This is a genomic window from Streptomyces sp. NPDC002513 (genome assembly GCF_053595355.1).
This window is the reverse complement of the sequence record NZ_JBSFXK010000012.1, coordinates 21,231-42,799: the sequence shown is the minus strand read 5'-3', so window position 1 is coordinate 42,799 and position 21,569 is coordinate 21,231. Positions and strand designations below refer to the sequence as shown.

The 21,569-nt window shown below is 71.1% G+C and carries 16 protein-coding genes; 7 read left to right on the top strand and 9 right to left on the bottom strand.

Annotated elements, in window-relative coordinates:
• Nucleotides 1-261: 261 nt before the first annotated feature.
• The gene (locus ACWD5Q_RS11215; protein WP_451426762.1) at nt 262-597 is read right to left on the bottom strand and encodes a hypothetical protein; all 336 of its coding nucleotides are present in this window, start codon (nt 595-597) and stop codon (nt 262-264) included.
• Between the two features lie 292 nt (nt 598-889).
• Between ACWD5Q_RS11215 and ACWD5Q_RS11210 the strand changes: the two genes are divergently transcribed.
• Nucleotides 890-1,963 (top strand): helix-turn-helix transcriptional regulator, encoded by a 1,074-nt coding sequence (locus ACWD5Q_RS11210; RefSeq protein ID WP_451426761.1) that lies wholly within the window; start codon nt 890-892, stop codon nt 1,961-1,963.
• Here ACWD5Q_RS11210 and ACWD5Q_RS11205 read toward each other — a convergent pair.
• Together ACWD5Q_RS11205 and ACWD5Q_RS11200 are read right to left on the bottom strand one after the other, a co-directional pair.
• The gene (locus ACWD5Q_RS11205; RefSeq protein WP_451426760.1) at nt 1,958-2,995 is read right to left on the bottom strand and encodes a LuxR C-terminal-related transcriptional regulator; all 1,038 of its coding nucleotides are present in this window, start codon (nt 2,993-2,995) and stop codon (nt 1,958-1,960) included. The genes ACWD5Q_RS11210 and ACWD5Q_RS11205 overlap by 6 nt on opposite strands.
• Nucleotides 2,996-3,224: 229 nt before the next feature.
• Entirely contained in the window at nt 3,225-4,331 is a 1,107-nt protein-coding gene (locus tag ACWD5Q_RS11200) for a sugar ABC transporter substrate-binding protein (RefSeq protein WP_451426759.1), read from the bottom strand.
• Nucleotides 4,332-4,874: 543 nt separating this feature from the next.
• Here ACWD5Q_RS11200 and ACWD5Q_RS11195 point away from each other — a divergent pair.
• Nucleotides 4,875-7,289, top strand: a complete 2,415-nt coding sequence (locus tag ACWD5Q_RS11195) for a PA14 domain-containing protein (protein WP_451426758.1) — start codon at nt 4,875-4,877, stop codon at nt 7,287-7,289.
• A 92-nt stretch (nt 7,290-7,381) separates the two neighbouring features.
• Here ACWD5Q_RS11195 and ACWD5Q_RS11190 read toward each other — a convergent pair whose 3' ends face one another.
• The 6 genes from ACWD5Q_RS11190 to ACWD5Q_RS11165 form a co-directional block, all read right to left on the bottom strand.
• Nucleotides 7,382-7,834: a heat shock protein transcriptional repressor HspR gene (locus ACWD5Q_RS11190; protein ID WP_451426757.1), complete on the bottom strand. Its 453-nt coding sequence runs from the start codon at nt 7,832-7,834 to the stop codon at nt 7,382-7,384.
• A gap of 4 nt (nt 7,835-7,838) precedes the next feature.
• The gene (gene dnaJ, locus ACWD5Q_RS11185) at nt 7,839-9,005 is read right to left on the bottom strand and encodes a molecular chaperone DnaJ (protein ID WP_451426756.1); all 1,167 of its coding nucleotides are present in this window, start codon (nt 9,003-9,005) and stop codon (nt 7,839-7,841) included.
• A 39-nt stretch (nt 9,006-9,044) separates the two neighbouring features.
• Entirely contained in the window at nt 9,045-9,704 is a 660-nt protein-coding gene (grpE, locus tag ACWD5Q_RS11180; protein ID WP_451426755.1) for a nucleotide exchange factor GrpE, read from the bottom strand.
• On the bottom strand, nt 9,701-11,536 hold the full coding sequence (dnaK, locus tag ACWD5Q_RS11175) for a molecular chaperone DnaK (protein WP_451426754.1): 1,836 nt from the start codon (nt 11,534-11,536) through the stop codon (nt 9,701-9,703). Before dnaK ends, grpE begins: the two co-directional genes overlap by 4 nt.
• A gap of 166 nt (nt 11,537-11,702) precedes the next feature.
• Complete coding sequence (locus ACWD5Q_RS11170; RefSeq protein WP_451426753.1) at nt 11,703-12,260, bottom strand: arsenate reductase/protein-tyrosine-phosphatase family protein; 558 nt, start codon at nt 12,258-12,260, stop codon at nt 11,703-11,705.
• Between the two features lie 16 nt (nt 12,261-12,276).
• Nucleotides 12,277-13,743: a polysaccharide biosynthesis tyrosine autokinase gene (locus tag ACWD5Q_RS11165; protein ID WP_451426752.1), complete on the bottom strand. Its 1,467-nt coding sequence runs from the start codon at nt 13,741-13,743 to the stop codon at nt 12,277-12,279.
• Between the two features lie 330 nt (nt 13,744-14,073).
• Here ACWD5Q_RS11165 and ACWD5Q_RS11160 point away from each other — a divergent pair, with 330 nt between their 5' ends.
• From ACWD5Q_RS11160 to ACWD5Q_RS11140, 5 genes are all read left to right on the top strand, one after another.
• Entirely contained in the window at nt 14,074-14,694 is a 621-nt protein-coding gene (locus ACWD5Q_RS11160) for a hypothetical protein (RefSeq protein ID WP_451426751.1), read from the top strand.
• Nucleotides 14,691-16,571, top strand: coding sequence for a DUF4012 domain-containing protein (locus ACWD5Q_RS11155; protein ID WP_451426750.1), 1,881 nt, complete (start codon nt 14,691-14,693; stop codon nt 16,569-16,571). Before ACWD5Q_RS11160 ends, ACWD5Q_RS11155 begins: the two co-directional genes overlap by 4 nt.
• Entirely contained in the window at nt 16,564-17,409 is an 846-nt protein-coding gene (locus tag ACWD5Q_RS11150) for a glutaminyl-peptide cyclotransferase (RefSeq protein WP_451426749.1), read from the top strand. The genes ACWD5Q_RS11155 and ACWD5Q_RS11150 overlap by 8 nt, the downstream gene beginning before the upstream one ends.
• A 179-nt stretch (nt 17,410-17,588) precedes the next feature.
• Nucleotides 17,589-19,871 carry a (Fe-S)-binding protein gene (locus ACWD5Q_RS11145; protein WP_451426748.1) on the top strand — a complete coding sequence of 761 codons (2,283 nt, stop codon included), beginning with the start codon at nt 17,589-17,591 and terminating at the stop codon, nt 19,869-19,871.
• 233 nt (nt 19,872-20,104) lie between these two features.
• A complete protein-coding gene (locus ACWD5Q_RS11140; RefSeq protein WP_451426747.1) occupies nt 20,105-21,565 on the top strand; it encodes a sugar transferase in 1,461 nt (486 codons plus the stop codon).
• The last annotated feature ends 4 nt before the right edge of the window (nt 21,566-21,569 follow it).

Genomic DNA, 21,569 nt, shown 5'->3' with positions numbered 1-21,569 from the left:
GCACGCGGCAGGGAGGGGCGCACCCGTCGCTCGGCGGGCCCACGGCGGGCTACGACGGGCGGCCGAACCGTCACGAACGGTGGACGACCGCCCTCAGAGGGACCAGGCGAACCTCGGGTAACGACTGATTCAAGCCACCGTGACATCGGGGCACACCCGGAGTTTCCGCGCAAACTGCAGCGGCGTCACCGTGTTCAGGTCACGGTGACGCCGCTGCGGGGGGGAAGTACCTGAGCGATCTGTTACGACGGGGGAATCGCGTCAGGCACTGCGGGGGGTGGCCGAGACGGTCCGCGTGGCCGGGACCTCCGGTTCGACCAGCCGGTGGTCACGCTGGTCCAGGTTCACAAAGATCATTCCGTACCGTATGGCGCACCGGACAGGCTGCGGCGCCCCCCGAGGCCGCCGCAGAAGCCGGTAGGCCCGCACATCCTCGTCGTCGTCACGGGTGACGACCACGGGCTCCCCGAACACGGTCACCATCAGCGAGTCACCCCTGTGCGGCAGGGCGGTGACCAGGTCGATGAAGTGCCAGCCGGAGCGGTAGGCCGTGGCCATCTCGCGACGAAAGGTGCGGTCGTCCGGTGGAGTGGTCACATCAGCTCCACACGCTGTCATCCGGGCTGACGGGCGTATCGCCGGACGCCGACGACGCGGGTGTCAACGACCAGACGCTGTCCGCTCGCACGTCCTTCTGCGTGCCGGAGAGGCCACTCAGTGCTCCGAAGGCCACAACGGCGGAGAAGGTGGCGACAAGCACCGAGCGAAGCATTCTCTTACTCATAGTCGGCTTCGTCCTCACGTGAAGGTCCCCTCTTCCCCCGTTCGAGTAAGACGATGGCTCATTCGGGCACGTCATGGCCACACAATCGGTGCATCATGTTCCTGCATGTTCAGGACCCTGGGGGGTGGAGATTTGACAACTATTCGGGCTAAAGCGACACATCCCCACGCCTTGACCGAACTGTGCGCGGAGGGTGCGCGCCTGTACGCGAACGCCCTGTGCACAGGACGTGTCGCCCGCGTGGACGCGGAGGAGGCTCCGTGCCTGATGGAGTTCGCCCTCCTGCATCCCGATCCGGACGATGCGAACTGGCTGCGCCCCGTGCCCCCTTCGGTCGCCCTGGCCCAGCGGCTGAACCCGATAGAGCGTGAGATATCGGAGCGCAGGCGGCTGTCGACCGACCTGGCCGAAACCTTCGAGCCGTTCATGGCCCTCAGCGCGCAGGCGACCGCACCCACGCACTCGATCACGGTGCTGGAGGGGCTCGACCGGATCAACGCGGCACTCGACCTGGCCACGGCCCAGTGCCGCAACGAGATGATGACGGTCCAGCCGAGCGGCCACCGCCCCGAGCGCCGGCTCATCGAGGGCCTGGAGCGTGACCGGCTGCTGATCGAGCGCGGGGTGCGCATCCGGACCCTCTACCAGCACACGGCCCGCTACAGCCCGGAACGGCTGGCCTACGTGGACCAGTTCAGCGCCGGCAAGGCCGAGTACCGCACCATCGACGAACTCGTCGAGCGGCTCATCATCTGCGACGAGACCGTCGCGTTCATCCCCGTCAGCGACGACCGCCAGGTCGCCCTGGAGCTGCGTCACCCGGGCCTCGTCCGCTACCTGGTGAAGGTCTTCGAGTTCATGTGGGGCCGGGCGGTGCCGCTGAGAGCGGGCACCCCCTACGAGACCGATCCGGACGGCATCACGGACATCCAGCTCTCCATCGCCAAACTCCTGGTGGAGGGTCATGTCGACGAGGCCATCGCCCGCCGCCTGGGCATGAACGTACGCACCTGCCGCGCCCACATAGCCAAGCTGGCCACGGCCCTCGGCAGCGGCAGCCGCGCCCAGCTCGGCTATCTCATAGCGAAGTCGGGGATCCTGAGCCAGAGCCAGAGCCAGGACCAGAGCCACCCGGTACCGGAAGGCACCCCGGCACCCCACGGTGACGGGGGCTCATAGCCCGGCAGGAGACTCCGGGGCGCCGGGAGCGGTGAGCGGCTGCAGTTCCGGCGCGTGCGGGGGCCCGTCCAGACCCGCCTGGGCGATGCGGACGCCCAGTTGGGTACGGCTCGCCGCGCCCAGGGTCTCGCAGAGCCGGGCGATGTGCGCCCGGCAGGTACGCACACTGATGCCGAGCCGTTCGGCGATCACGGCGTCCTGGTGGCCCTCCGCGAGCAGCGCCGCGATCGAGCGTTCCCGGTGGGTGATGCCGTCGATGCCGGTCTCCGGCAGCGGGGACGAGAGCGGGATCGCCAGCCGCCACAGACGCTCGAAGACGGTCACCAGATAGTCGACCAGGGCCGGGTGGCGCAGCTCCAGCGCGATGGTGCGGTCGGAGTTCGCCGGGATGAACGCGACCGCGCGGTCGAACACGATCAGGCGCTCGGGCACCTCGTCCAGGGTGCGGGCCTCGGCCGCCTCGCCCATCAGCTCCATGTAGGTGCGCAGCCCCTGGCCGTGCCGGGCGACGTGCGTGTACAGATCGCGCATGCGCACGCCCCTGCGGCGCATCTCCAGCGCCCGGTGCAGGCCCTCGGCGAGTTCGTCCTCGCGGCGGATGCCGCCCGGCTGCACCGCCAGCACCTCGCGCATGCACCGCTGCGTCGCCTCGTCCATGGCGGCACGGATCCGCGGCAGCCCGTCCAGGACGCGGATCGCCACGCCCTCCGCGGGGCCCTGCTCACGGCCGTCGAGCCCGGCGTACCACTCGACCGCGGCCACCGCCGCCCCGACCCGCGCCTGGCTCGCGCTGACCTCCTCGTGGACGCCGCGCAGCAGCCGGGTCATGACCTCCTGCGGGGAGGTCGGCACCAGCCAGTCCATGTCGTCGGGGTCCGGGTGCAGCAGCGCGAGTTCCAGCAGACAGGGCACCGACGCGGCGTCGGCACGGGGCACCCTGCCCCGGCGCACGGCCCGGGAGTACACCCGGTTCCCCCACTCGCAGAGCCGGTCAGCGCCATGCGGATGCGCGTCCGTCCCGTGCCCGGCCATCTTCCACCCCTGGCTCCAACTCCCGGCTCCAGCGTCCTGCTGCGTCTTTGCAGCGCAACTATGCGCGGACCGGCCCGCCTCCGCAACAAGGCTTTGCCGCCCCAACGCCCGCTCTTGCCGGGAACGTCCGGGATTCTCCCTCCCTCCGGAAGTTCCGGTCGCACCCAGGTGACAGGGGCCGGGGATGGCCGGCCCCACGGAAAACTCGGGAACGCTCCCGCGGCCCCCGCTACTTCAGACCGATCGCCGCACAGGCCGCCTTGTACGGGGCGGTGCAGATGTCCTGGACGGTGTAGATGTTGTCCTGGATCACGGTGTCCGAGATGTTGGCCTTGGTGAGCGCGACCACCGGCATCAGCATCGACGGGATCCGCTTCTCCGTCGGGCTGTCGACCTTGTCCCGGGTCAGCGCGTCGAACTCGATCGAGCGGCCCTGGACCTTGGACACCGCCATCTCCGCGGCGTTGCTCGCCTCCTCGGGGTACGACTTGTACACGCTCATGTACTGCTCGCCCGAGACGATCCGCTGCACGGCGTCCAGCGACGCGTCCTGCCCGGTCACCGGCGGGACCTTGCCGACGCCCGCCTCCTTCAGCGCCTCGATGACGGCGCCGGCCATGCCGTCGTTGGCCGCGTAGACGCCCGCGATGTTGCTCAGGCCGACGGCCCGGATCGCCTCGTCCATGTTCGCCTTGGCGATCTCCGGCTTCCAGTCCTTCGTGTCGTAGGACTTGACGATGTTGACCTTGCCCTGGAGTTCGTTGAGCGCGCCGTCCTTGAACTGTGCCGCGTTCGGGTCGGTGACCGAGCCGTTCATCATGACGATCTTGCTGGTCGCCGCCCTGCTGCCGAGCGCCTCGACGAGGGCGCGGCCCTGCACCTGGCCGGCCAGTTCGTTGTCGAAGGAGATGTACGCGTCGATCGGCCCCTGGGCGAGCCGGTCGTAGGCGATGACCGGGATGCCCGCGTCCTTGGCCTTCTGCACGCCCGGTGCGATGGCCTTGGCGTCCACCGGGTCCACCAGCAGCACGTCCACCCTGTCGGCGATCATCTGGTCGAGCTGCTCGCTCTGCTTGGCCGCCTGGGCGTCGGCGTTGGCGTAGACGACCTTGCCCTTGCCGTGGGTGAGGGAGCGCACCTGGTCCTTGATGATCGGGTAGTCGAACTTGTCGTACCTCGGATTCTCCTTCTCCGGCAGAAGGAGGCCCACCGTGATGTCGTCGCCCTTCTTGGGAGACGCGGAGCCGCTGCTCCCGCCGACCCCGTCGATGACGCCGCACGCGGTGAGAGAGACGCCCACCACGGACGCGGCCAGGGCTATGGCGGTTCGACGCACAGCAGTCCTACGGGTGGTACGAGCGTTCACATCAGGTGCCTTCCGGGCGGGGGAGCAGCATTGCGCCCCTGGTGGCTGAAAGCCAACGCGGCGACGGTGTCCAGCGTCAAGAAGTACCGGTTAACGAGATGGCAACAGCATCTGAGTGGAAGTCAAGTGAAGACCAAGGAAGTGTCCCGCGAGGGTCATCGCCAAACCTTTGCGCGGTGGAGGTTCCGGCTGCCACCTGCGGAGATTCAGCGCCCAATGTTCCGTCAACTTCCATACGCCCAGGTGGTGTTCAGCCATGAAGTCAAACGTGATCTGCGTCACGCGCACAGGGGTCGCCGGCCGCTCCCCTCGCGACGGCTCGCCCTTGCCGCGCATCCCCCGGCCGACGACAGCGCCGGGGTCCACCGAGTCCGCCACCGGACCTCCGGACGCCACGGACACCCCGGGCAAAGGAGAGGTAGTCAGGTCGTAAATATCTGTACAACCTCTTGCGTGCCTCACGTGTCGTGATCAGGAACGCCTTTCCGCGTCCTGATCCGATCAGAGGGCCGAATGAACCCAGCCAGACGATGCACCACCGCCGCGGCCGCCACCGCCGTGGTGCTCGCCGCCGCGGGCGGTCTGCTCACCGCCGCCGCTCCCGCCTCCGCCGCCGTCTCCTGCGCCTCCCCGGTGTACAAACGGCAGTTCTTCGCGAACACCGGCCTGACCGGCACCCCGAAGAGGACCGACTGCGACAGCGCCATCGACCAGAGCTGGAGCGGCGCCCCGGCCTCCGGGCTGCCGGCGGACCGCTTCGGCGTCCGCTGGACCGTCACCCGCGACTTCGGCTCCGGCGGCCCCTTCGCCTTCACCGCCTCCGGAACCGACGGGATCCGCGTCCATCTCGACGGCGTCCGGAAGATCAACCTCTGGTCGGACACCGGGAGTTCGCGCGCGAAGACCCTCAACCTCACGGTCCCCAGGGGGACGCACACCCTGCGGATCGACTACGTGAACTGGACCGGCAAGGCCACCGTCAAGTTCACCTACGCCCCGAGGACTTCCGCCACCGTCGACAAGGTCAAGCCGCTGGCCCCGGCCGGCGTCACGACCGCCTACGACAGGACGACCCGCAGGACGAAGGTCTCCTGGACGAGGAACAAGGAGATGGACCTCGCCGGCTACCGCGTCTACCGCCGCGCGAAGGGCGGCACCGCCTGGACGAGGCTGACCACGACGACGTCGGCGACGTACACCGACGCGCCCCCGGCGACCGGCCAGGTCTTCTCCTACGAGGTCCGCGCCCACGACAAGGCGGGCAACGAGTCGGGCGGCACCGCCGGCCCCTCCGTCACCACCGTCGACAAGACCCCGCCGGCCGCGCCCTTCCTCGAGATGGACCTCTGCCCGGACAACCAGCCCTACGCGGCCCCCGAGCTCGTCACCACCGCACAGAACGCGGCCGACATCGCCCGGTACGAGCTACAGCGCCTCGACCCCGCCACGAAGACCTGGACCACCGTGTACACCGGCACCAAGGGCGCGACCTGCGACACCGGGTACCCCGCCGACGGCAGCAAGGTCACCTACCGGGGCCGCGCCCGGGACGCGGCCGGCAACTGGTCCGCGTACTCGGCCGCCACCACGTTCACCACCTTCGATCTGACGCCGCCGGCGACCGCCGCCGACGCCCGGGTCGAGTACCGCTCGGGCCTGCCCCACCTGGTGTGGTCGCCCGTCGCCGGAGCCGCCTCGTACCAGGTCCTCCAGTACGACCCGGCGACCGGCGGCTATCTCGACGCCCTGCCCGCGAAGGGCACCACCACGGACACCGACGTCGTACCGCGGCAGCTCGTCGCCGTCGCCGACACCTACCGGTACGCGGTGCGTGCGCTGGACGCGAAGGGCAACGCCGCCGCCCCGGTGGAGATCAGGCTGTCGATGGCCGACCGTCCCGAGGCCGTCCCCGTGTTCCGGACCACCGCGAGCCGGTTCGGCGAGGGCGTGATGATCGCGTGGAGCAGCACCGACCCGTGGACCTTCGACGAGGGCCCGCTGCTCACGTACCGGATCGTCCGTACCGACCCGGCGACCGGCCGGAGCACCGTCGTGGACGCGTGCAAGCCGAACAGCCCGTGGGACGAGCCGCTCCAGCCCCCTTCGACGTACCGGACGTGGGCGGGGAGCGACGCCCCCGCGTACGCCGGCCGCACACAGATCGACGGCACCTGCTGGGACGTCTCGGGCGAGTCCGAGACGACGTACGAGTACCGGATCGTGACGATCGACCCGTACGGGCACGAGGCACAGCCCGGCCCGGCCGCCACCGAGACCACGCCGGACACCCGGCGCCCGGCCGCGGTCGAGAACCTGACCGCGGAGCGGATCCCGCTCGGTGTCCGCCTGACCTGGACGCCGCCCGCCGACGACGACGTCACCGGCTACTACGTCTGGCAGGGCACCACCGACCCGGACACCGGTGAGACGGTCTGGAGGAGGAACTGCTGGACCGGCAGCTCCCTGGCCAGGACCGAGATCCTCTGCCCGACGGTCCCCGACGGCGCGACCCACGTCTACCGGGTGGCCGCCACGGACGGCTCCGGCCTGTACGACCGCGAGGGCCCCGACTTCTTCCACACCGCCGAGGTCTCGGTCACCCTGCCCGACACCCGGCCGCCCGGCTGGAGCGGCACCGGGATCCGCGAGGACCAGTACCCGGACCTGTCCGTCGACTGCTCCGAGAGCTCGGGCCTCGGCGACTGCTCCGTCCTGGCCGGCTACCGCGTCGAGCGCTGGGACCCCGCCCAGGGCGCGTGGACCGTGCTCACCTCGGGCACGGTCGGCGACCGCGCCGGCTACCTCGACACCACCGTGCACGAGGACCGGCTGGGCCTGTACTACTACCGCGTCGTCTACACGGACTCCTCGGGCGCCGAGGCGGCCACGCGGTCCCAGGCCTACGGCATCTGGGACTCCTGGCTCTGACCGCATGCCGAAGGGGCGGCACCGGAACGAATCCGGTACCGCCCCTTCGGCATGAGAGGAGCATGACAGGAGGCGGGACAGGCCGGTGCGGGTCAGTCCGCCTGCTGCTGCCGCTTCGGCCGCCACACCACCAGCGCGCTGGTCTGCTGCACCTCCTGGTACGGCACCAGGTCGCGGCGGTACGAGGCGTGCACCGCCGCCTCACGCTGACGCATCGTCGCCGCGGTGCCGTCCAGCGCGGTCTGCAGCTCCGTCACGCGGGAGTGGAGCGCGGCCACCTGGTTCTCCAGTTCGATGATGCGCTTGATGCCGGCCAGGTTGATGCCCTCGTCCTGCGACAACTGCTGCACCTGGCGGAGCAGTTCGATGTCACGGGCCGAGTAGCGCCGGCCCCGGCCCGCGGTGCGGTCCGGGGACACCAGCCCCAGGCGGTCGTACTGGCGCAGCGTCTGCGGGTGCAGTCCGGAGAGCTGGGCCGCCACCGAGATGACGTAGACCGGAGTGTCCTCGCTCAGTTCGTACGGGTTACGTCGACGGCCGTCCATCTCCTCATGCTCCCTTCGCGGCCTGGAACAGCTCCGCCCGCGGGTCATCGCCCGCGGTCGCCTCGCGATACGCCTCCAGCGCGTCACGAGCCTTGCCCGAAACGTCCTTGGGGACATTCACCTCGACGGTGACCAGCAGGTCCCCGCGGGTGCCGTCCTTGCGGACCGCGCCCTTGCCACGGGCGCGCAGAGTACGCCCGTTGGGCGTGCCCGGAGGCAGCTTCAGGGTCACCGGGGACCCGCCCAGGGTGGGCACCCGGACCTCGGCGCCGAGCGCCGCCTCCGCGAACGTCACCGGAACGGACACCGTCAGGTTGTCGTCCTTGCGGCCGAAGACCGGGTGCGCGTTCACGTGCACGACGACGTACAGGTCGCCGGCCGGGCCGCCCCGCTCGCCGGGCGCGCCCTTGCCACGGAGCCGGATGCGCTGCCCGTCGGAGACTCCCGCGGGGATGCGCACCTGCATCGTCCGGGACGACTTCGCCCGGCCGCTGCCGTGGCAGACCTCGCAGGGGTTCTCCGCGATCAGACCGCGGCCCTTGCAGTCGGGGCAGGGGTCGGTCAGCGAGAAGCCGCCGCCCGAGCCCCGCGACACCTGCCCGGTGCCGACACAGGTCGGGCACACACGCGGCGTGCCGTTCTTGTCGCCGGTGCCCGAGCAGGCCTTGCAGGGCGCCTGCGAGGACATGCGGAGCGGCACCGTCGCGCCGTCCACCGCCTCCATGAAACTGAGTGTGACCTCGGACTCGATGTCTTGGCCGCGCCGTGGCTGCGTACGCGTTCCCGCGCCGCCGCCACGGTTGAACAGGCCCCCGAAGACGTCACCGAGACCCCCGCCGAAGTTCCCTCCGGCGCCGGGCTGGCCGCCGAAGAGATCGCCGAGGTCGAAGTTGAACGAGCCTCCCGCCCCGGGGCCGGGACGGAAGCCGCCGTTGCCGAAGAGGGCGCGGGCCTCGTCATACTCCTTGCGCTTCTTGGTGTCGCCGAGGATGTCGTTCGCCTCGGAGATCTCCTTGAAACGTTCCTCCGCCTTGGCGTTGCCCTTGTTGGCGTCCGGGTGGAACTCGCGGGCGAGCTTCCGGTACGCCTTCTTGATCTCGGCCTCGGTGGCGTCCTTGGGGACGCCGAGGACCTTGTAGTAGTCCTTCTCGATGAAGTCCTTGGTGCTCATCCCCGACGCCCCTCCTTCCCTACGTGTTGGTGGTGTACGTCAGCCCTCGTCCGGGCCACCGTTCTCCTTGTCGTCGGCCGCCTCGGTGCTCTCCTCGGCCTTGACCGTCTGCGCCCCCGGCTGCGGCTCGGCCACGGCCACCCGCGCGGGGCGGATGGTGCGCTCGCCGAAGCGATAACCGGGCTGCAGAATCGCCACGCACGTCGTCTCGGTGACGTCCGGTGCGTAGCTGTGCATCAGGGCCTCGTGGATCGTCGGGTCGAAGGGCTCGCCCTCCTTGCCGAACTGCTGCAGACCCATCTTCGCCGCGACGGTCTCCAGCGACTCGGCGACAGACTTGAAACCACCGACCAGCTCGCCGTGTTCCCGTGCGCGGCCGATGTCGTCGAGCACGGGCAGGAGCTCGGTCAGGAGGTTCGCGATGGCGATCTCCTTGACCGCGATCCGGTCGCGCTCGACCCGGCGGCGGTAGTTCTGGTACTCCGCCTGGAGGCGCTGCAGGTCCACCGTGCGCTCACCGAGCGCCGTGCGCACCTGGTCCAACTGCGCCACCAGGCCGGTGTTCTGTGCGCTTGCGTCCCCCGCCGGGGCCGCCGCCTCCTCCGAAGAGGAAGAAGCGGCCTGCGGCTCGGCGTCCTTCGGGGTGGCGCCGGAGGGGACGTCGGGCTTCTCCTCGAAGCCCGGGGTCTCCTCCGTCACGCGGCACCGTCCTTGCGCTCGTCGTCCACGATCTCGGCGTCGACCACGTCGTCGTCGGCCCTGGCCTCGGAGGCACCCGCGCCGGCCGCCTGACCGGCCTGGGCGTCGGCGTACATGGCCTGGCCGAGCTTCTGCGAGACGGCCGCGACCTTCTCCGTGGCGCTGCGGATCTCGGTCGTGTCCTCGCCCTTGAGCTTCTCCTTCAGCTCGGCGACGGCGGACTCGACCTCGGTCTTGACCTCGCCCGGGACCTTGTCCTCGTTGTCCTTGAGGAACTTCTCGGTCTGGTAGACGAGCTGCTCGCCCTGGTTGCGGCTCTCGGCGGCCTCGCGGCGGCGGTGGTCCTCCTCCGCGTACTGCTCGGCCTCCTGGCGCATCCGGTCGACCTCGTCCTTCGGGAGCGAGGAGCCGCCGGTGACGGTCATCTTCTGCTCCTTGCCGGTGCCGAGGTCCTTCGCCGTGACGTGCATGATGCCGTTGGCGTCGATGTCGAAGGCGACCTCGACCTGCGGGACGCCGCGCGGCGCCGGGGGCAGACCGGTCAGCTCGAACATGCCGAGCTTCTTGTTGTAGGCCGCGATCTCGCGCTCGCCCTGGTAGACCTGGATCTGCACGGACGGCTGGTTGTCCTCGGCCGTGGTGAAGATCTCGGACCGCTTGGTCGGGATCGTGGTGTTGCGCTCGATCAGCTTGGTCATGATGCCGCCCTTGGTCTCGATGCCGAGGGACAGCGGGGTCACGTCGAGGAGCAGGACGTCCTTGACCTCGCCCTTGAGGACACCGGCCTGGAGCGAGGCGCCGATGGCGACGACCTCGTCCGGGTTCACGCCCTTGTTGGCCTCCTTGCCGCCGGTCAGGCCCTTGACCAGTTCGGCGACGGCGGGCATACGGGTCGAGCCACCCACGAGGACGACGTGGTCGATCTCGTTGATCGAGATGCCGGCGTCCTTGATGACGTTGTGGAACGGCGTCTTGCAGCGCTCGAGCAGGTCGGCCGTGAGCTGCTGGAACTGAGCCCGGGTGAGCTTCTCGTCCAGGTGCAGCGGGCCCTCGGAGGACGCGGTGATGTACGGCAGGTTGATCGAGGTCTCGGTGGACGAGGACAGCTCGATCTTGGCCTTCTCGGCGGCCTCGCGGAGGCGCTGGAGGGCCATCTTGTCCTTGCTCAGGTCCACGCCGTGACCGGACTGGAACTGCTTGACCAGGTAGTCGACGACACGCTGGTCCCAGTCGTCACCACCGAGGTGGTTGTCACCGTTGGTGGCCTTCACCTCGACGACGCCGTCGCCGATCTCCAGCAGGGACACGTCGAAGGTGCCGCCACCGAGGTCGAAGACGAGGATGGTCTGGTCGTCCTTGTCGAGGCCGTAGGCCAGCGCGGCCGCGGTCGGCTCGTTGACGATGCGCAGGACGTTCAGACCCGCGATCTCACCGGCCTCCTTGGTGGCCTGACGCTCGGAGTCGTTGAAGTACGCCGGGACGGTGATGACCGCGTCGGTCACCTTCTCGCCCAGGTACGCCTCGGCATCCCGCTTCAGCTTCTGCAGGATGAACGCGGACATCTGCTGCGGGTTGAAGACCTTGCCGTCGAGCTCGATCTTCCAGTCGGTGCCCATGTGGCGCTTCACGGACCGGATGGTCCGGTCGACGTTGGTGACCGCCTGACGCTTCGCCACCTCACCGACCAGCACCTCGCCGTTCTTGGCGAAGGCGACGACGGACGGCGTGGTCCGGGCACCCTCGGCGTTGGTGATGACGGTGGGCTCGCCGCCCTCCAGAACGCTGACGACGGAGTTAGTCGTGCCCAGGTCGATGCCGACCGCACGTGCCATTTTGATTCCTCCTGCTGACTTGAGTGGAACAGGCTCAAGGATGCATCAGGAATCGCGCGGTGTCAATAGACCTGAGTCACGCCGACTCAACTTTCATCTCCGCAGTACGGCAATACTGGGAACGTCGCAGGTCAGGGCCGGGATGGCGAGCGAAACAGGGCCGCGCTCAGGCGTCCGCGCCGCCGCCCTCCAGCAGCCGCGCGAGCCGGGTCACCTGCCCGTCGATCTCCCGGGCACACCCGTACAGCTCAGTGTGCGGTCTGCCCCAGGGGTCCGCGATGTCGTCCTCGTGCGGCGCGACCGGGGCGACGCGGCCCCGCCGGGCGGCCACGGCCGCCACCACGCCGTCGATCCGGCCGGCCCCCGGCGGCACGCCCGCCCCGGCCGCCAGCCGCAGGAACTCCTTCAGGGTGAAGCAGCGCCGCAGCGCCACCGGGGCGAGCCTCACCGCCGCCTCCCGGTGCTCGCGGGCGAGCCCCAGGACCAGCGCCGCGTCCGCGACCAGCCCCGGGGTGAGCGGCCGGGCCGCGAAGCGCGAGCCGTCACCGCCCAGCTCCTCCAGCACGGCCCGGGTGGAGCGCTCCATATCGCGCCGGGGCCACGCCTGGGTGCCCGCGCTCTCGGGCCGTACGGCCGAGCCGGGCCGCAGCCGCGCGGCCAGCAGCCGCTCGGCCAGCGCCGAGCGGTGCACATTGCCCGTACAGACGAACAGGACCCGGGTCATGTCCCACCGTCCGCGATCACGGTCCGCCCACGCCCCGCCCCACCGGGGGAGCACCGGCGCCGCCCCGGTGGGCCGACGTGCGGGGACCGGGCAGTTCGCCGTACCGCCCGTAGGCGCCGCCGTGGTCGCCCTTGGGGGCCGGGGCCATGTTGAAGACGGTGCCGAGGACACGGACGCCCACCCGCTCCAGCGACTCGGTGGCGGAGCGGACCTGGTCCCGGCCGGTCCTCGCCGCGCGGACGACGAGCAGCGCGCCCTGGGCGAGCGAGGCGAGCCCGACGGTGTCGGCGACCGGCAGCAGTGGCGCGGTGTCCACGATCACGACCTCGTAGCTGTCCGCCAGCTCGCGCAGCACCTCCTTCATACGCGCCGAGGCGAGCAGCTCGGTCGGGTTCGGCGGCAGGGCACCGCTGGTGAGCACCGCGAGCCGGCCGCCGGCCTCCTGCATCACGTCCTCGATCCGGGCCTGCCCGATGAGCACCGTGGTCAGACCGGCGTCCTGGACCAGGCCGAAGGCCCCGGCCACGCAGGGACGGCGCAGATCGCCGTCGACCAGGCAGGTGGAGACCCCCGCCTCGGCGAGCGAGAGGGCGAGGTTCACCGCGGTGTTGGTCTTGCCCTCGCCGGGCACGGAACTCGTCACCACGATGATCCGCGGGCGGTCGTCGACCTGCGCGAACTGCAGATTGGTGCGCAGCTTGCGGAAGGCCTCGGCGCGCTCGGAATGCACATCGGCGCTGACCAGCGGCTGTCTGGGCACGTTCTTGTCGTAGGGGATGCTGCCGAGGCCCGGCAGCGCGGTGAACTCGCCCAGCGCCCCGCTCGTCTTGAGGGTGGTGTCGAGGTTCTCGCGCACGGCGACGAGCCCGGCACCGAGCAGCAGACCGGCCAGCACCCCGGCGGTCAGGTTGAGCACCGGGCGGGGCGAGACGGGGGCGGCCGGACGGACGGCCTCCTGGGTCACGCCCAGCGAGACGGGGGAGGCGGGCACCCTGTCGCCGCGCGAGGAGTACCTCCCGGACCGCTCGGCTCCGGCCATGCGCCTCGGCGTCTCCAGTCGCTCGACGACATCGCCGAACCGCTCGGCGACCGCGTTGGCGATGCGCGCCGCGCGCCGGGGCTCGGTGTCCCGGACGGTGATGTCGATCAGCACGGTGTTGAGCGGAGCGCTGGCGGTGATCCGGGACGCCAGTTCCTCGGGCGTGGTGCGCAGGTGCAGCTCCTTCACCACGGGCCCGGTCACCTGACGGGTCGTCACGATCGCGGCGTACGACTGCACACGCGCCTGCGAGAAGCTCTGGCCCTGGTTCAGCTGGGCGGTGTCGTCGCCGGTGCGGGTGGCGACGAAGAGCTGGGTCCGGGCCTCGTAGACGGGCGCACTCAGGGCGGTCGCGGCGAGCGCCGCCCCGATCGCGGCCACCAGACAGACCACGACGGTCAGCCAGCGTCGGGCAAGAGCCTTCAGGAATCCGTGGAGATCCAACCTGCACCCCTCATAGAACCAAGGGAAACACCCGGATTGAGGCGTTCTGTTCCCTGTGCGCACAGCCGAAGATAGGGACTCGCGCGCGCCAACCGGGGGAGGCACCGCATATCGGCCCGGCGAACGACCTTGGCGACACCCCCCGCCCCGTCACCCCATCGGCACGATCGCGTGGGCCATGGGGGAACGAGCGGTCCCCCATCCGGTGACTTCTGGGCAGCACCAGGTCCGTCGGGGCCAAATGTCTCATTTATTCGATGTATCTAGGTCTTGATGACGGCCGACGCAGCAGCCGCCTGGCCCGGACCGAAGCCGAGGAGAGTGAAGACAATGACGTCATCGCCCAGATGGCGGTGCGCACTGGCATCCGCAGTATCGGCTGCTGTGCTCGTGGCCGCGCCGCTGGTGGGGGCGCAGACCGCCCACGCGCAGTATCCGCCGCCGCCCCCCACCCTGACTCTGAACGTGACGACGGTGCCGATCGGAGGGACGGTGACCTTCCACGCCACGGGCTTCTACGCTGGGCGGTTCGTCACGGTGCAGATCGAGTCGCGTCCGATCGTGCTCAGGCGCTACCGGGTCAACGCCGACGGAACGGTGGACGGGACCGTGACCATCCCGTGGAGAGTCCACCCCGGCTGGCACATGTTCCGCGTCGTCGAGCGCGACCCCCAGCGCAGTGCCGGGACCCGTCTACGGGTGGTGCTCCGGCTCGGCGGCGGCTCCGGCTGGCACGGCGGCTCCGGCTGGCACGGCGGCTCCGGCTGGCACGGCGGCTCCGGCTGGCACGGCGGCTCCGGCCGGCACGACGCTGCGGGACGCTCCGAGCACCGCCCGGGCCTCGCGGCCACCGGCAGCGAGAAGGCCCTGGCCGTCGGCGGCACCGCGGCGGGTCTGATCGCGGCCGGCGGCGGCACGGTGCTGGCCGTACGCCGTCGCCGCAGTTCATGACGGACGAGCACACCCGTACCGCGGCACCACGGCGTCCCGGCCCCCGCCGGGACGCCGTCCGCGTCCGTGCGCCCGGGGACGGCCCCGACGGCACGGCGGCCCGGGTCCGCCGGCGCGTGCTCAGGACCGCCCTGCTGACCGTCGTCGCGCTCCCGGTGGCCGCCGCCGTCTGGATCGGGGTCACCGGAGTCTTCGCCCGCTCCGAGCTGGTCGCGGCCCAGCGGGACCTGGACGCGCTGCGCCGGTCGGCGGCGTCCGCACAGGCCTCCGGCTCCGCCCGGGAGCGGCTGGCGGCGGTGCGTTCCGCGGCCGTGCACGCCGCGCGGGCGCATCGCCTGACCAGCGGCCCGGCCTGGTACGCGGCAACCCTGCTGCCGGTGGCCGGGGAGCCGGTCAGCACCGTGCGCGGGGCCGCGTACGCGGCGGACCGGCTGGCCGGCGAGGTGCTGACGCCGCTGGCGGGCGTCCTGCCGACGGCCGCCCCCGGCGGCCACGGCGGCGGGATGGCAAAGGCCCTCACCGCCCTCGGGCAGCACGCGCCGCGGCTCGTACGGGCGGCACAGGTCACGGCCGAGGTACGGGCCGACGTGCGCCGGCTGCCCGGGACCACCTGGCTGCCCGCCGCCGACCGGGCCCGCGCCGAACTCGCCCGGCAGCTCGACCGCCTCGCACCCGTGATGACCGACGTCTCCGTGGCGGCCCGGGTCCTGCCGCCCATGCTCGGCGCGCGGGGAGAGCGGCGCTATTTCCTCGCCTTCCAGAACATCGCCGAGGCACGCGGCACCGGAGGGGTGCCCGGGGCCTTCGCCGTGCTGCGGGCCGACCGGGGCCGGCTGTCCTTCGAACGGTTCGGCAACAACACCGAGATGACCACGGCCACAGCGGACCTCGACCTCGGGCCCGAGTTCACGGCCCGCTACCAGGGCGCCGCACCCACCCGGGTGTGGGCCAACTCCAACATGAGCCCGCACTTCCCCTACGCCGCCCGCATCTGGGCGGCGGCCTGGCAGGGGCACACCGGGGAGCGGGTGGACGGCGTGATCGCCGTCGACCCGGTCACCCTGAGCCGCTTCCTGAAGGTCACCGGGCCCGCCCGGACGGCCGACGGCACCGAGCTGACCGCCGGCAACGTCGTGGACCTCACCGAGCGGACCAGCTACGCGCGCTACGACGACATCACCCGGCGCAAGGCGTTCTTCGTGGAGGCGGCCCGGGCCGCCGCCGGGCGGCTGATGGCCGCGGCCGACGACCCCCGGATGCTGCCGGCACTGCTGCTCGCCGCGCACGACGCCCAGCGGGACGGACGGCTGAAGGTGTGGAGCGCCCACGCGCAGGAGCAGCGGCTCCTCCAGTCACGCCCGTACGCCGGGACCCTCCCGGACACCCCGGGCCCCTTCGCGGGCCTGGTGGTGAACAACGCGGCGGGCTCCAAGCTGGACTACTACCTCGACCGGAGCCTGGTGTGGAAGGCGGAAGGGGACGGCTGCCCCGGCGGCGACCGCCCGGTCACCGTCACCGTGACCCTGGCCAACCGGGCCCCGACGAGCGGCCTGCCCGGCTATGTCACGCTGCGGGAGGACTCCCCGCCCTACCGCACCCGGCCGGGCGACAACCGGCTCCTGGTCTCGTACTACGCGGGTGTCGGCGCCCTGCTCACCGGCGCCGAGCTGGACGGCCGCCCGGTGCTGGTCTCGCCCGCCGACGAACGCGGCCACTCGGTGTTCACGCTGGACCTGGAGCTGCCCGCCCGCTCCCGGCGCACCCTGGTCCTGCATCTGCTGGAACCCCACGCCGACCGCACCCCCACGCTGCTGCGCCAGCCCCTGGTGACACCCCTGCGGGCGGTCCTGAAACCGGGCGGTGCCTGCCATGCGTGACCCGAGACCGGTCCTGTCCGGGGCGGCCCTGCTGCTGGCGGCGCTGCTGCCGGTGTCGTGCGCCGCGGGGGACCGTGCCGGCGGCCACCCCCCGCGGCCGGCCGCCGGAGCGCCCGCCGCGCACCGGGCCGAGCGTCTGCGGGTCAAGGTGCTGGAGGTCCTCGCGCACGATTCGGGGGCGTTCACCGAGGGCCTCGAACTGGCCGGCCGCACGCTCTACGAGGGCACCGGCATCTCCGGCGGCTCCTGGGTGCAGGCAGGGCCCCCGGGCCGGGGGCCCACGGTGCGCGCGAAACTGTCCAGGCCCCTGTTCGGCGAGGGGATCACCGTGCTCGGCCGGACCCTGTGGCAGCTCACCTGGCGGGACCGGATCGCCGTCGAGCGCGACGCCACCACCCTGAAGGAGCTGCGCCGCGTCCGCTACCCGGACGAGGGCTGGGGGATCTGCTTCCAGAAGGACCACAACCGGCTGGTGACGAGCGACGGATCGGCCCGGCTGACGTTCCGCGACCCGCGCACGCTCGCGGCCAGGGGCCGGGTCACGGTCACCGAGGACGGCGCCGCGCTGACCCGGCTCAACGAGCTGGAGTGCGCCGGCGCCGCCGTGTACGCCAATGTGTTCTCCACCGACCGGATCGTGCGGATCGACCCGGCCACCGGCACGGTGACCGCGGACATCGACGCCTCGGGGCTGGTGCGGGCGGACACCCTCGCCGCCGGGGCCGTGCTCAACGGCATCGCGGCCGTTCCCGGAACGGACCAGTTCCTCATCACCGGGAAGTACTGGCCCAGAATGTTCCGTGTGACGTTCGCCCCGGTCGGCGGCGCGGGCCACTGAGCTCTGAGTCCGGGCGGCAGGGCCACAGCGACGCAGATCACCGCGTACGCCACTACAGTGCGGCAACAGAAGTGGGTAGTCTCAGACGGACTCCATAAGTTACCGCTTAGTAATCACGCCTTCGGCGTACACAGGACGTACATCGAAAGGCCCCCCTCGCAGGCCCGAGGAGCCCCCAAATGCAACTCGCCGCGATCATCGTGTCGCTGGTCCTGATCGTGGTCGGCGTGGCCCTGTTCGCCCGCGCCCTCCTGCAGATCTACACCTTCACGCGGCTCGGCCAGAACGTGCCCGCGGGCACCCGCACCGACGAGCCCCTCCAGCGCACCGTCACCGTGGCCCGGGAGTTCCTCGGCCACACCCGCATGAACCGCTGGGGCATCGTCGGCATCGCGCACTGGTTCGTGGCGGTGGGCTTCTTCTCGCTGCTGCTGACGATCGTCAACGCCATCGGCCAGTTGTTCAAGGCCGACTGGCTCCTGCCGGCCATCGGCGAGTGGGCGCCGTACAACGTCTTCGTCGAGTTCATCGGCACGATGACGGTGCTCGGCATCGCCGTCCTGATCGTGATCCGTCAGCTCAGCAAGCCGAACAAACCGGGCCGCAAGTCCCGCTTCGCCGGCTCCAACTTCGGTCAGGCGTACTTCGTCGAGGCCGTCATCCTCATCGTCGGCGTCTGCATCTTCATGCTGCACGCGCTGGAGGGCGCCCAGCACCACGTGGACGGCTACGAGGCCTCGTTCTTCCTCTCGTACCCCGTGGTGTCCTGGCTGGAGGGCCTGGACACCTCCACGCTCCAGACCCTCACCTACTTCTTCGCGGGCCTGAAGATCGCGACCTCCTTCATCTGGATGATCACGGTCGCCCTGAAGACCGACATGGGTGTCGCCTGGCACCGCTTCCTGGCGTTCCCGAACATCTGGTTCAAGCGCAACGCCGACGGCGCGACCTCCCTGGGCGCCCTGCTCCCGATGACCTCCGGCGGCAAGCCGATCAACTTCGAGGACCCCGGCGAGGACGACGTCTTCGGCGTCTCCCAGGTCGAGCAGTTCTCCTGGAAGGGCCTGCTGGACTTCTCCACCTGCACCGAGTGCGGCCGCTGCCAGTCGCAGTGCCCGGCCTGGAACACCGGCAAGCCGCTCTCCCCGAAGCTGCTGATCATGTCCCTGCGCGACCACGCGCACGCCAAGGCCCCCTATCTGCTGGCCGGCGGCGGCAAGACCGCGGAGGGCGAGGAGAAGGCCTCCGCCGAGCAGCTCAAGGGCGTGCCCGCCGCGGCTCTCGCCGAGGCGGAGCGGCCGCTGATCGGCACCGTCGAGGAGAACGGCGTCATCGACCCGGACGTCCTGTGGTCCTGCACCACCTGCGGCGCCTGCGTCGAGCAGTGCCCGGTCGACATCGAGCACGTCGACCACATCGTCGACATGCGCCGCTACCAGGTGATGATCGAGTCCGCGTTCCCGTCCGAGGCGGGCACGATGCTCAAGAACCTGGAGAAGAAGGGCAACCCCTGGGGCCTGGCGAAGAAGCAGCGCCTGGAGTGGACCAAGGAGGTCGACTTCGAGGTGCCGGTCGTCGGCCGGGACATCGAGGACCTCACCGAGGTCGAGTACCTGTACTGGGTCGGCTGCGCCGGCGCCCTGGAGGACCGCGCCAAGAAGACCACGAAGGCCTTCGCCGAGCTGCTGCACATGGCGGGCGTGAAGTTCGCGATCATGGGCGGCGACGAGAAGTGCACCGGTGACTCCGCCCGCCGCCTGGGCAACGAGCCCCTGTTCCAGGAGCTCGGCATGGAGAACGTCATGGCCCTGAACACGGCGTTCGGCGAGGAACTGGACGACGAGGGCAAGGTCACGGCGGAGTCGAAGAAGCCGAAGTCGGCGAAGAAGATCGTCGCGACCTGCCCGCACTGCCTCAACACGATCGGCAACGAGTACCCGCAACTCGGCGGCGACTACGAGGTCATCCACCACACCCAGCTCCTCCAGCACCTCGTCGACGAGGGCAAGCTGGTCCCGGTCACGCCGGTCGAGGGCATCATCACCTACCACGACCCGTGCTACCTGGGCCGCCACAACAAGATCTACACGCCGCCGCGCGAGATCATCGGCAAGGTCCCGGGCCTGCGCAACGAGGAGATGCACCGCCACAAGGAGCGCGGCTTCTGCTGCGGCGCCGGCGGCGCCCGGATGTGGATGGAGGAGCGGATCGGCAAGCGCATCAACAACGAGCGCGTCGACGAGGCCCTCTCCCTCAACCCCGACATCGTCTCCACGGCCTGCCCGTTCTGCCTCGTCATGCTGACCGACTCGGTCAACGGCAAGAAGAACGAGGGCAAGGCCAAGGAGTCCGTCCAGGTCGTCGACGTGGCCCAGCTCCTGCTCGACTCCGTCAGGACGCCGGCCGACCCGGCGGGCGAGGCGGAGACGGAGAACGCGCCGGAGCCCGAGCCGGTGAAGTAGCCCGCGTACGAACGCCGACGAGGGGCCGGGGCCGCCAGCGGGCGACCCCGGCCCCTCGTGCGTGCCCCGGCGTCCGCGCACCGGGCCCGACGTTCTGCTCATCGGGTGAGAGTTCCCCGTCCCCCGCGTCGTGCCCCGCTCCCCCACAGACCGCCGTACACACTCGATTCGTCCGTTCCGCTCCTCTTGGAGGGCGCATGTGGCTGTTCGGGGAGACAATGCCCCACGCACCAATGACGAGACCCGCACGGACGCAGGTCATCCGGGAGCAGCCACCCGCCGGGCGCCGCACCACCGGCAAGCCCGCCTGGTACGCGCCCGCGGCCGTCCTCGGCGACGCGACCGCCGCCGGGGCACCGGTGTGGGCGGCCTTCGCCCCGGCCGACGGCAGGAACGCGATGGCGTACGCGACGGTGGCGGCCCTGGCCTGGCTGCTGGTGCGCGCCGCGCGGAACCGCTACGCCGAACGCCGGCTCGGCGAGGGCGACACCGCCGGCCCCGCGCTGCAGGACTGGCTGGTGCTGGTCGGACTGCTCGCGGTGGTACGGGCGGCGACGGGCGAGGAGTCCCCCTTCCTCCTCGCCCTGGCCGCCCTCGTCCCGTGCGCCCCGGCGAGCGCCGCCGTGCACACGCTGATCCACCGGCATCTGCTGATCCGGCGCCGCTCGGGCCAGGCCGTCCGCCGGGCCCTGGTGATCGGGGAGGCGGAGGCCGTCGACGGTCTGGTGAGCCACCTCGCGAAACGGACCGACCACGAGTTCGTCGTCGTCGGGGTGTGCCCCATCGGCGACGAGGACCCGCACGACCTGGCCCCGGTCGCCGCCCGGCTGCGCAGACAGGCACCGCCGCACATGTCGGCCGACTCCGCACCGGTGCTCGAGGCGGCCCGGCGGCTCGGCGTCGACGTGGTCGTCGTCGTACCGGGACCGCACCTGACCGGAGCCCGGCTGCGGCGGCTGTCGTGGGCCCTGCACGGCGCCCAGTGCCCGCTCGTGGTCGTGCCGGGCCTGACCGAGGTGGCCCGACGCCGGGTCGGGGTCTCCTCCGTGGCCGGACTCACCCTGCTGAACGTGGCCCCGCCGGTGGGCCGGGGACCGCGCGCACTGCTGAAGGCGGCGACGGACCGGCTGGGCGCGGCGCTGCTGATCCTGCTGCTCTCCCCGGTGTTCGCGGCGGTGGCCCTCGCCGTACGGCTGGACTCGCCGGGCCCCGTCATCCACCGGCAGACCCGTATCGGCCGCGGCCAGGTGCCCTTCACCATGGCCAAGTTCCGCACCATGGTCGCCGACGCGGAGCGGCTCAGACACCGGCTGGCCCAGACCAACGAGAACGACGGCCGCATGTTCAAGATGCGCCGCGACCCCCGGGTCACCCGGGTCGGCCGGGTGCTGCGCCGCTACTCCCTGGACGAGCTGCCCCAGCTGTTCAACGTCGTCCGCGGGGACATGTCCCTGGTCGGCCCGAGGCCGCCGCTGCCCGACGAGGTCGCCCGCTACGACGAGATGGAACTGCGCCGGCTGGCCGTCAGACCCGGGCTCACCGGCCTGTGGCAGGTCAGCGGACGCTCCGATCTGTCCTGGGACGAGACCGTCGCCCTGGACCTCGGATACGTGGACAACTGGTCGCTGTCCGTGGACGTCGGAGTGCTCGTGCGGACGGTGCGCGCCGTGCTCGCGGGCACCGGCGCCTACTAAGAGC

Bases quoted from the DNA above. Each gene is read 5' to 3' on its own strand.
- ACWD5Q_RS11190 (WP_451426757.1), bottom strand. From the start codon at position 7,834: ATGGACGGCCGTCGACGTAACCCGTACGAACTGAGCGAGGACACTCCG.
- ACWD5Q_RS11145 (WP_451426748.1), top strand. From the start codon at position 17,589: ATGCAACTCGCCGCGATCATCGTGTCGCTGGTCCTGATCGTGGTCGGC.
- ACWD5Q_RS11140 (WP_451426747.1), top strand. From the start codon at position 20,105: ATGACGAGACCCGCACGGACGCAGGTCATCCGGGAGCAGCCACCCGCC.
- dnaJ (WP_451426756.1), bottom strand. From the start codon at position 9,005: ATGAGCACCAAGGACTTCATCGAGAAGGACTACTACAAGGTCCTCGGC.
- ACWD5Q_RS11195 (WP_451426758.1), top strand. From the start codon at position 4,875: ATGAACCCAGCCAGACGATGCACCACCGCCGCGGCCGCCACCGCCGTG.
- ACWD5Q_RS11150 (WP_451426749.1), top strand. From the start codon at position 16,564: ATGCGTGACCCGAGACCGGTCCTGTCCGGGGCGGCCCTGCTGCTGGCG.
- ACWD5Q_RS11160 (WP_451426751.1), top strand. From the start codon at position 14,074: ATGACGTCATCGCCCAGATGGCGGTGCGCACTGGCATCCGCAGTATCG.
- ACWD5Q_RS11170 (WP_451426753.1), bottom strand. From the start codon at position 12,260: ATGACCCGGGTCCTGTTCGTCTGTACGGGCAATGTGCACCGCTCGGCG.
- ACWD5Q_RS11205 (WP_451426760.1), bottom strand. From the start codon at position 2,995: ATGGCCGGGCACGGGACGGACGCGCATCCGCATGGCGCTGACCGGCTC.
- ACWD5Q_RS11210 (WP_451426761.1), top strand. From the start codon at position 890: ATGTTCAGGACCCTGGGGGGTGGAGATTTGACAACTATTCGGGCTAAA.
- ACWD5Q_RS11155 (WP_451426750.1), top strand. From the start codon at position 14,691: ATGACGGACGAGCACACCCGTACCGCGGCACCACGGCGTCCCGGCCCC.
- dnaK (WP_451426754.1), bottom strand. From the start codon at position 11,536: ATGGCACGTGCGGTCGGCATCGACCTGGGCACGACTAACTCCGTCGTC.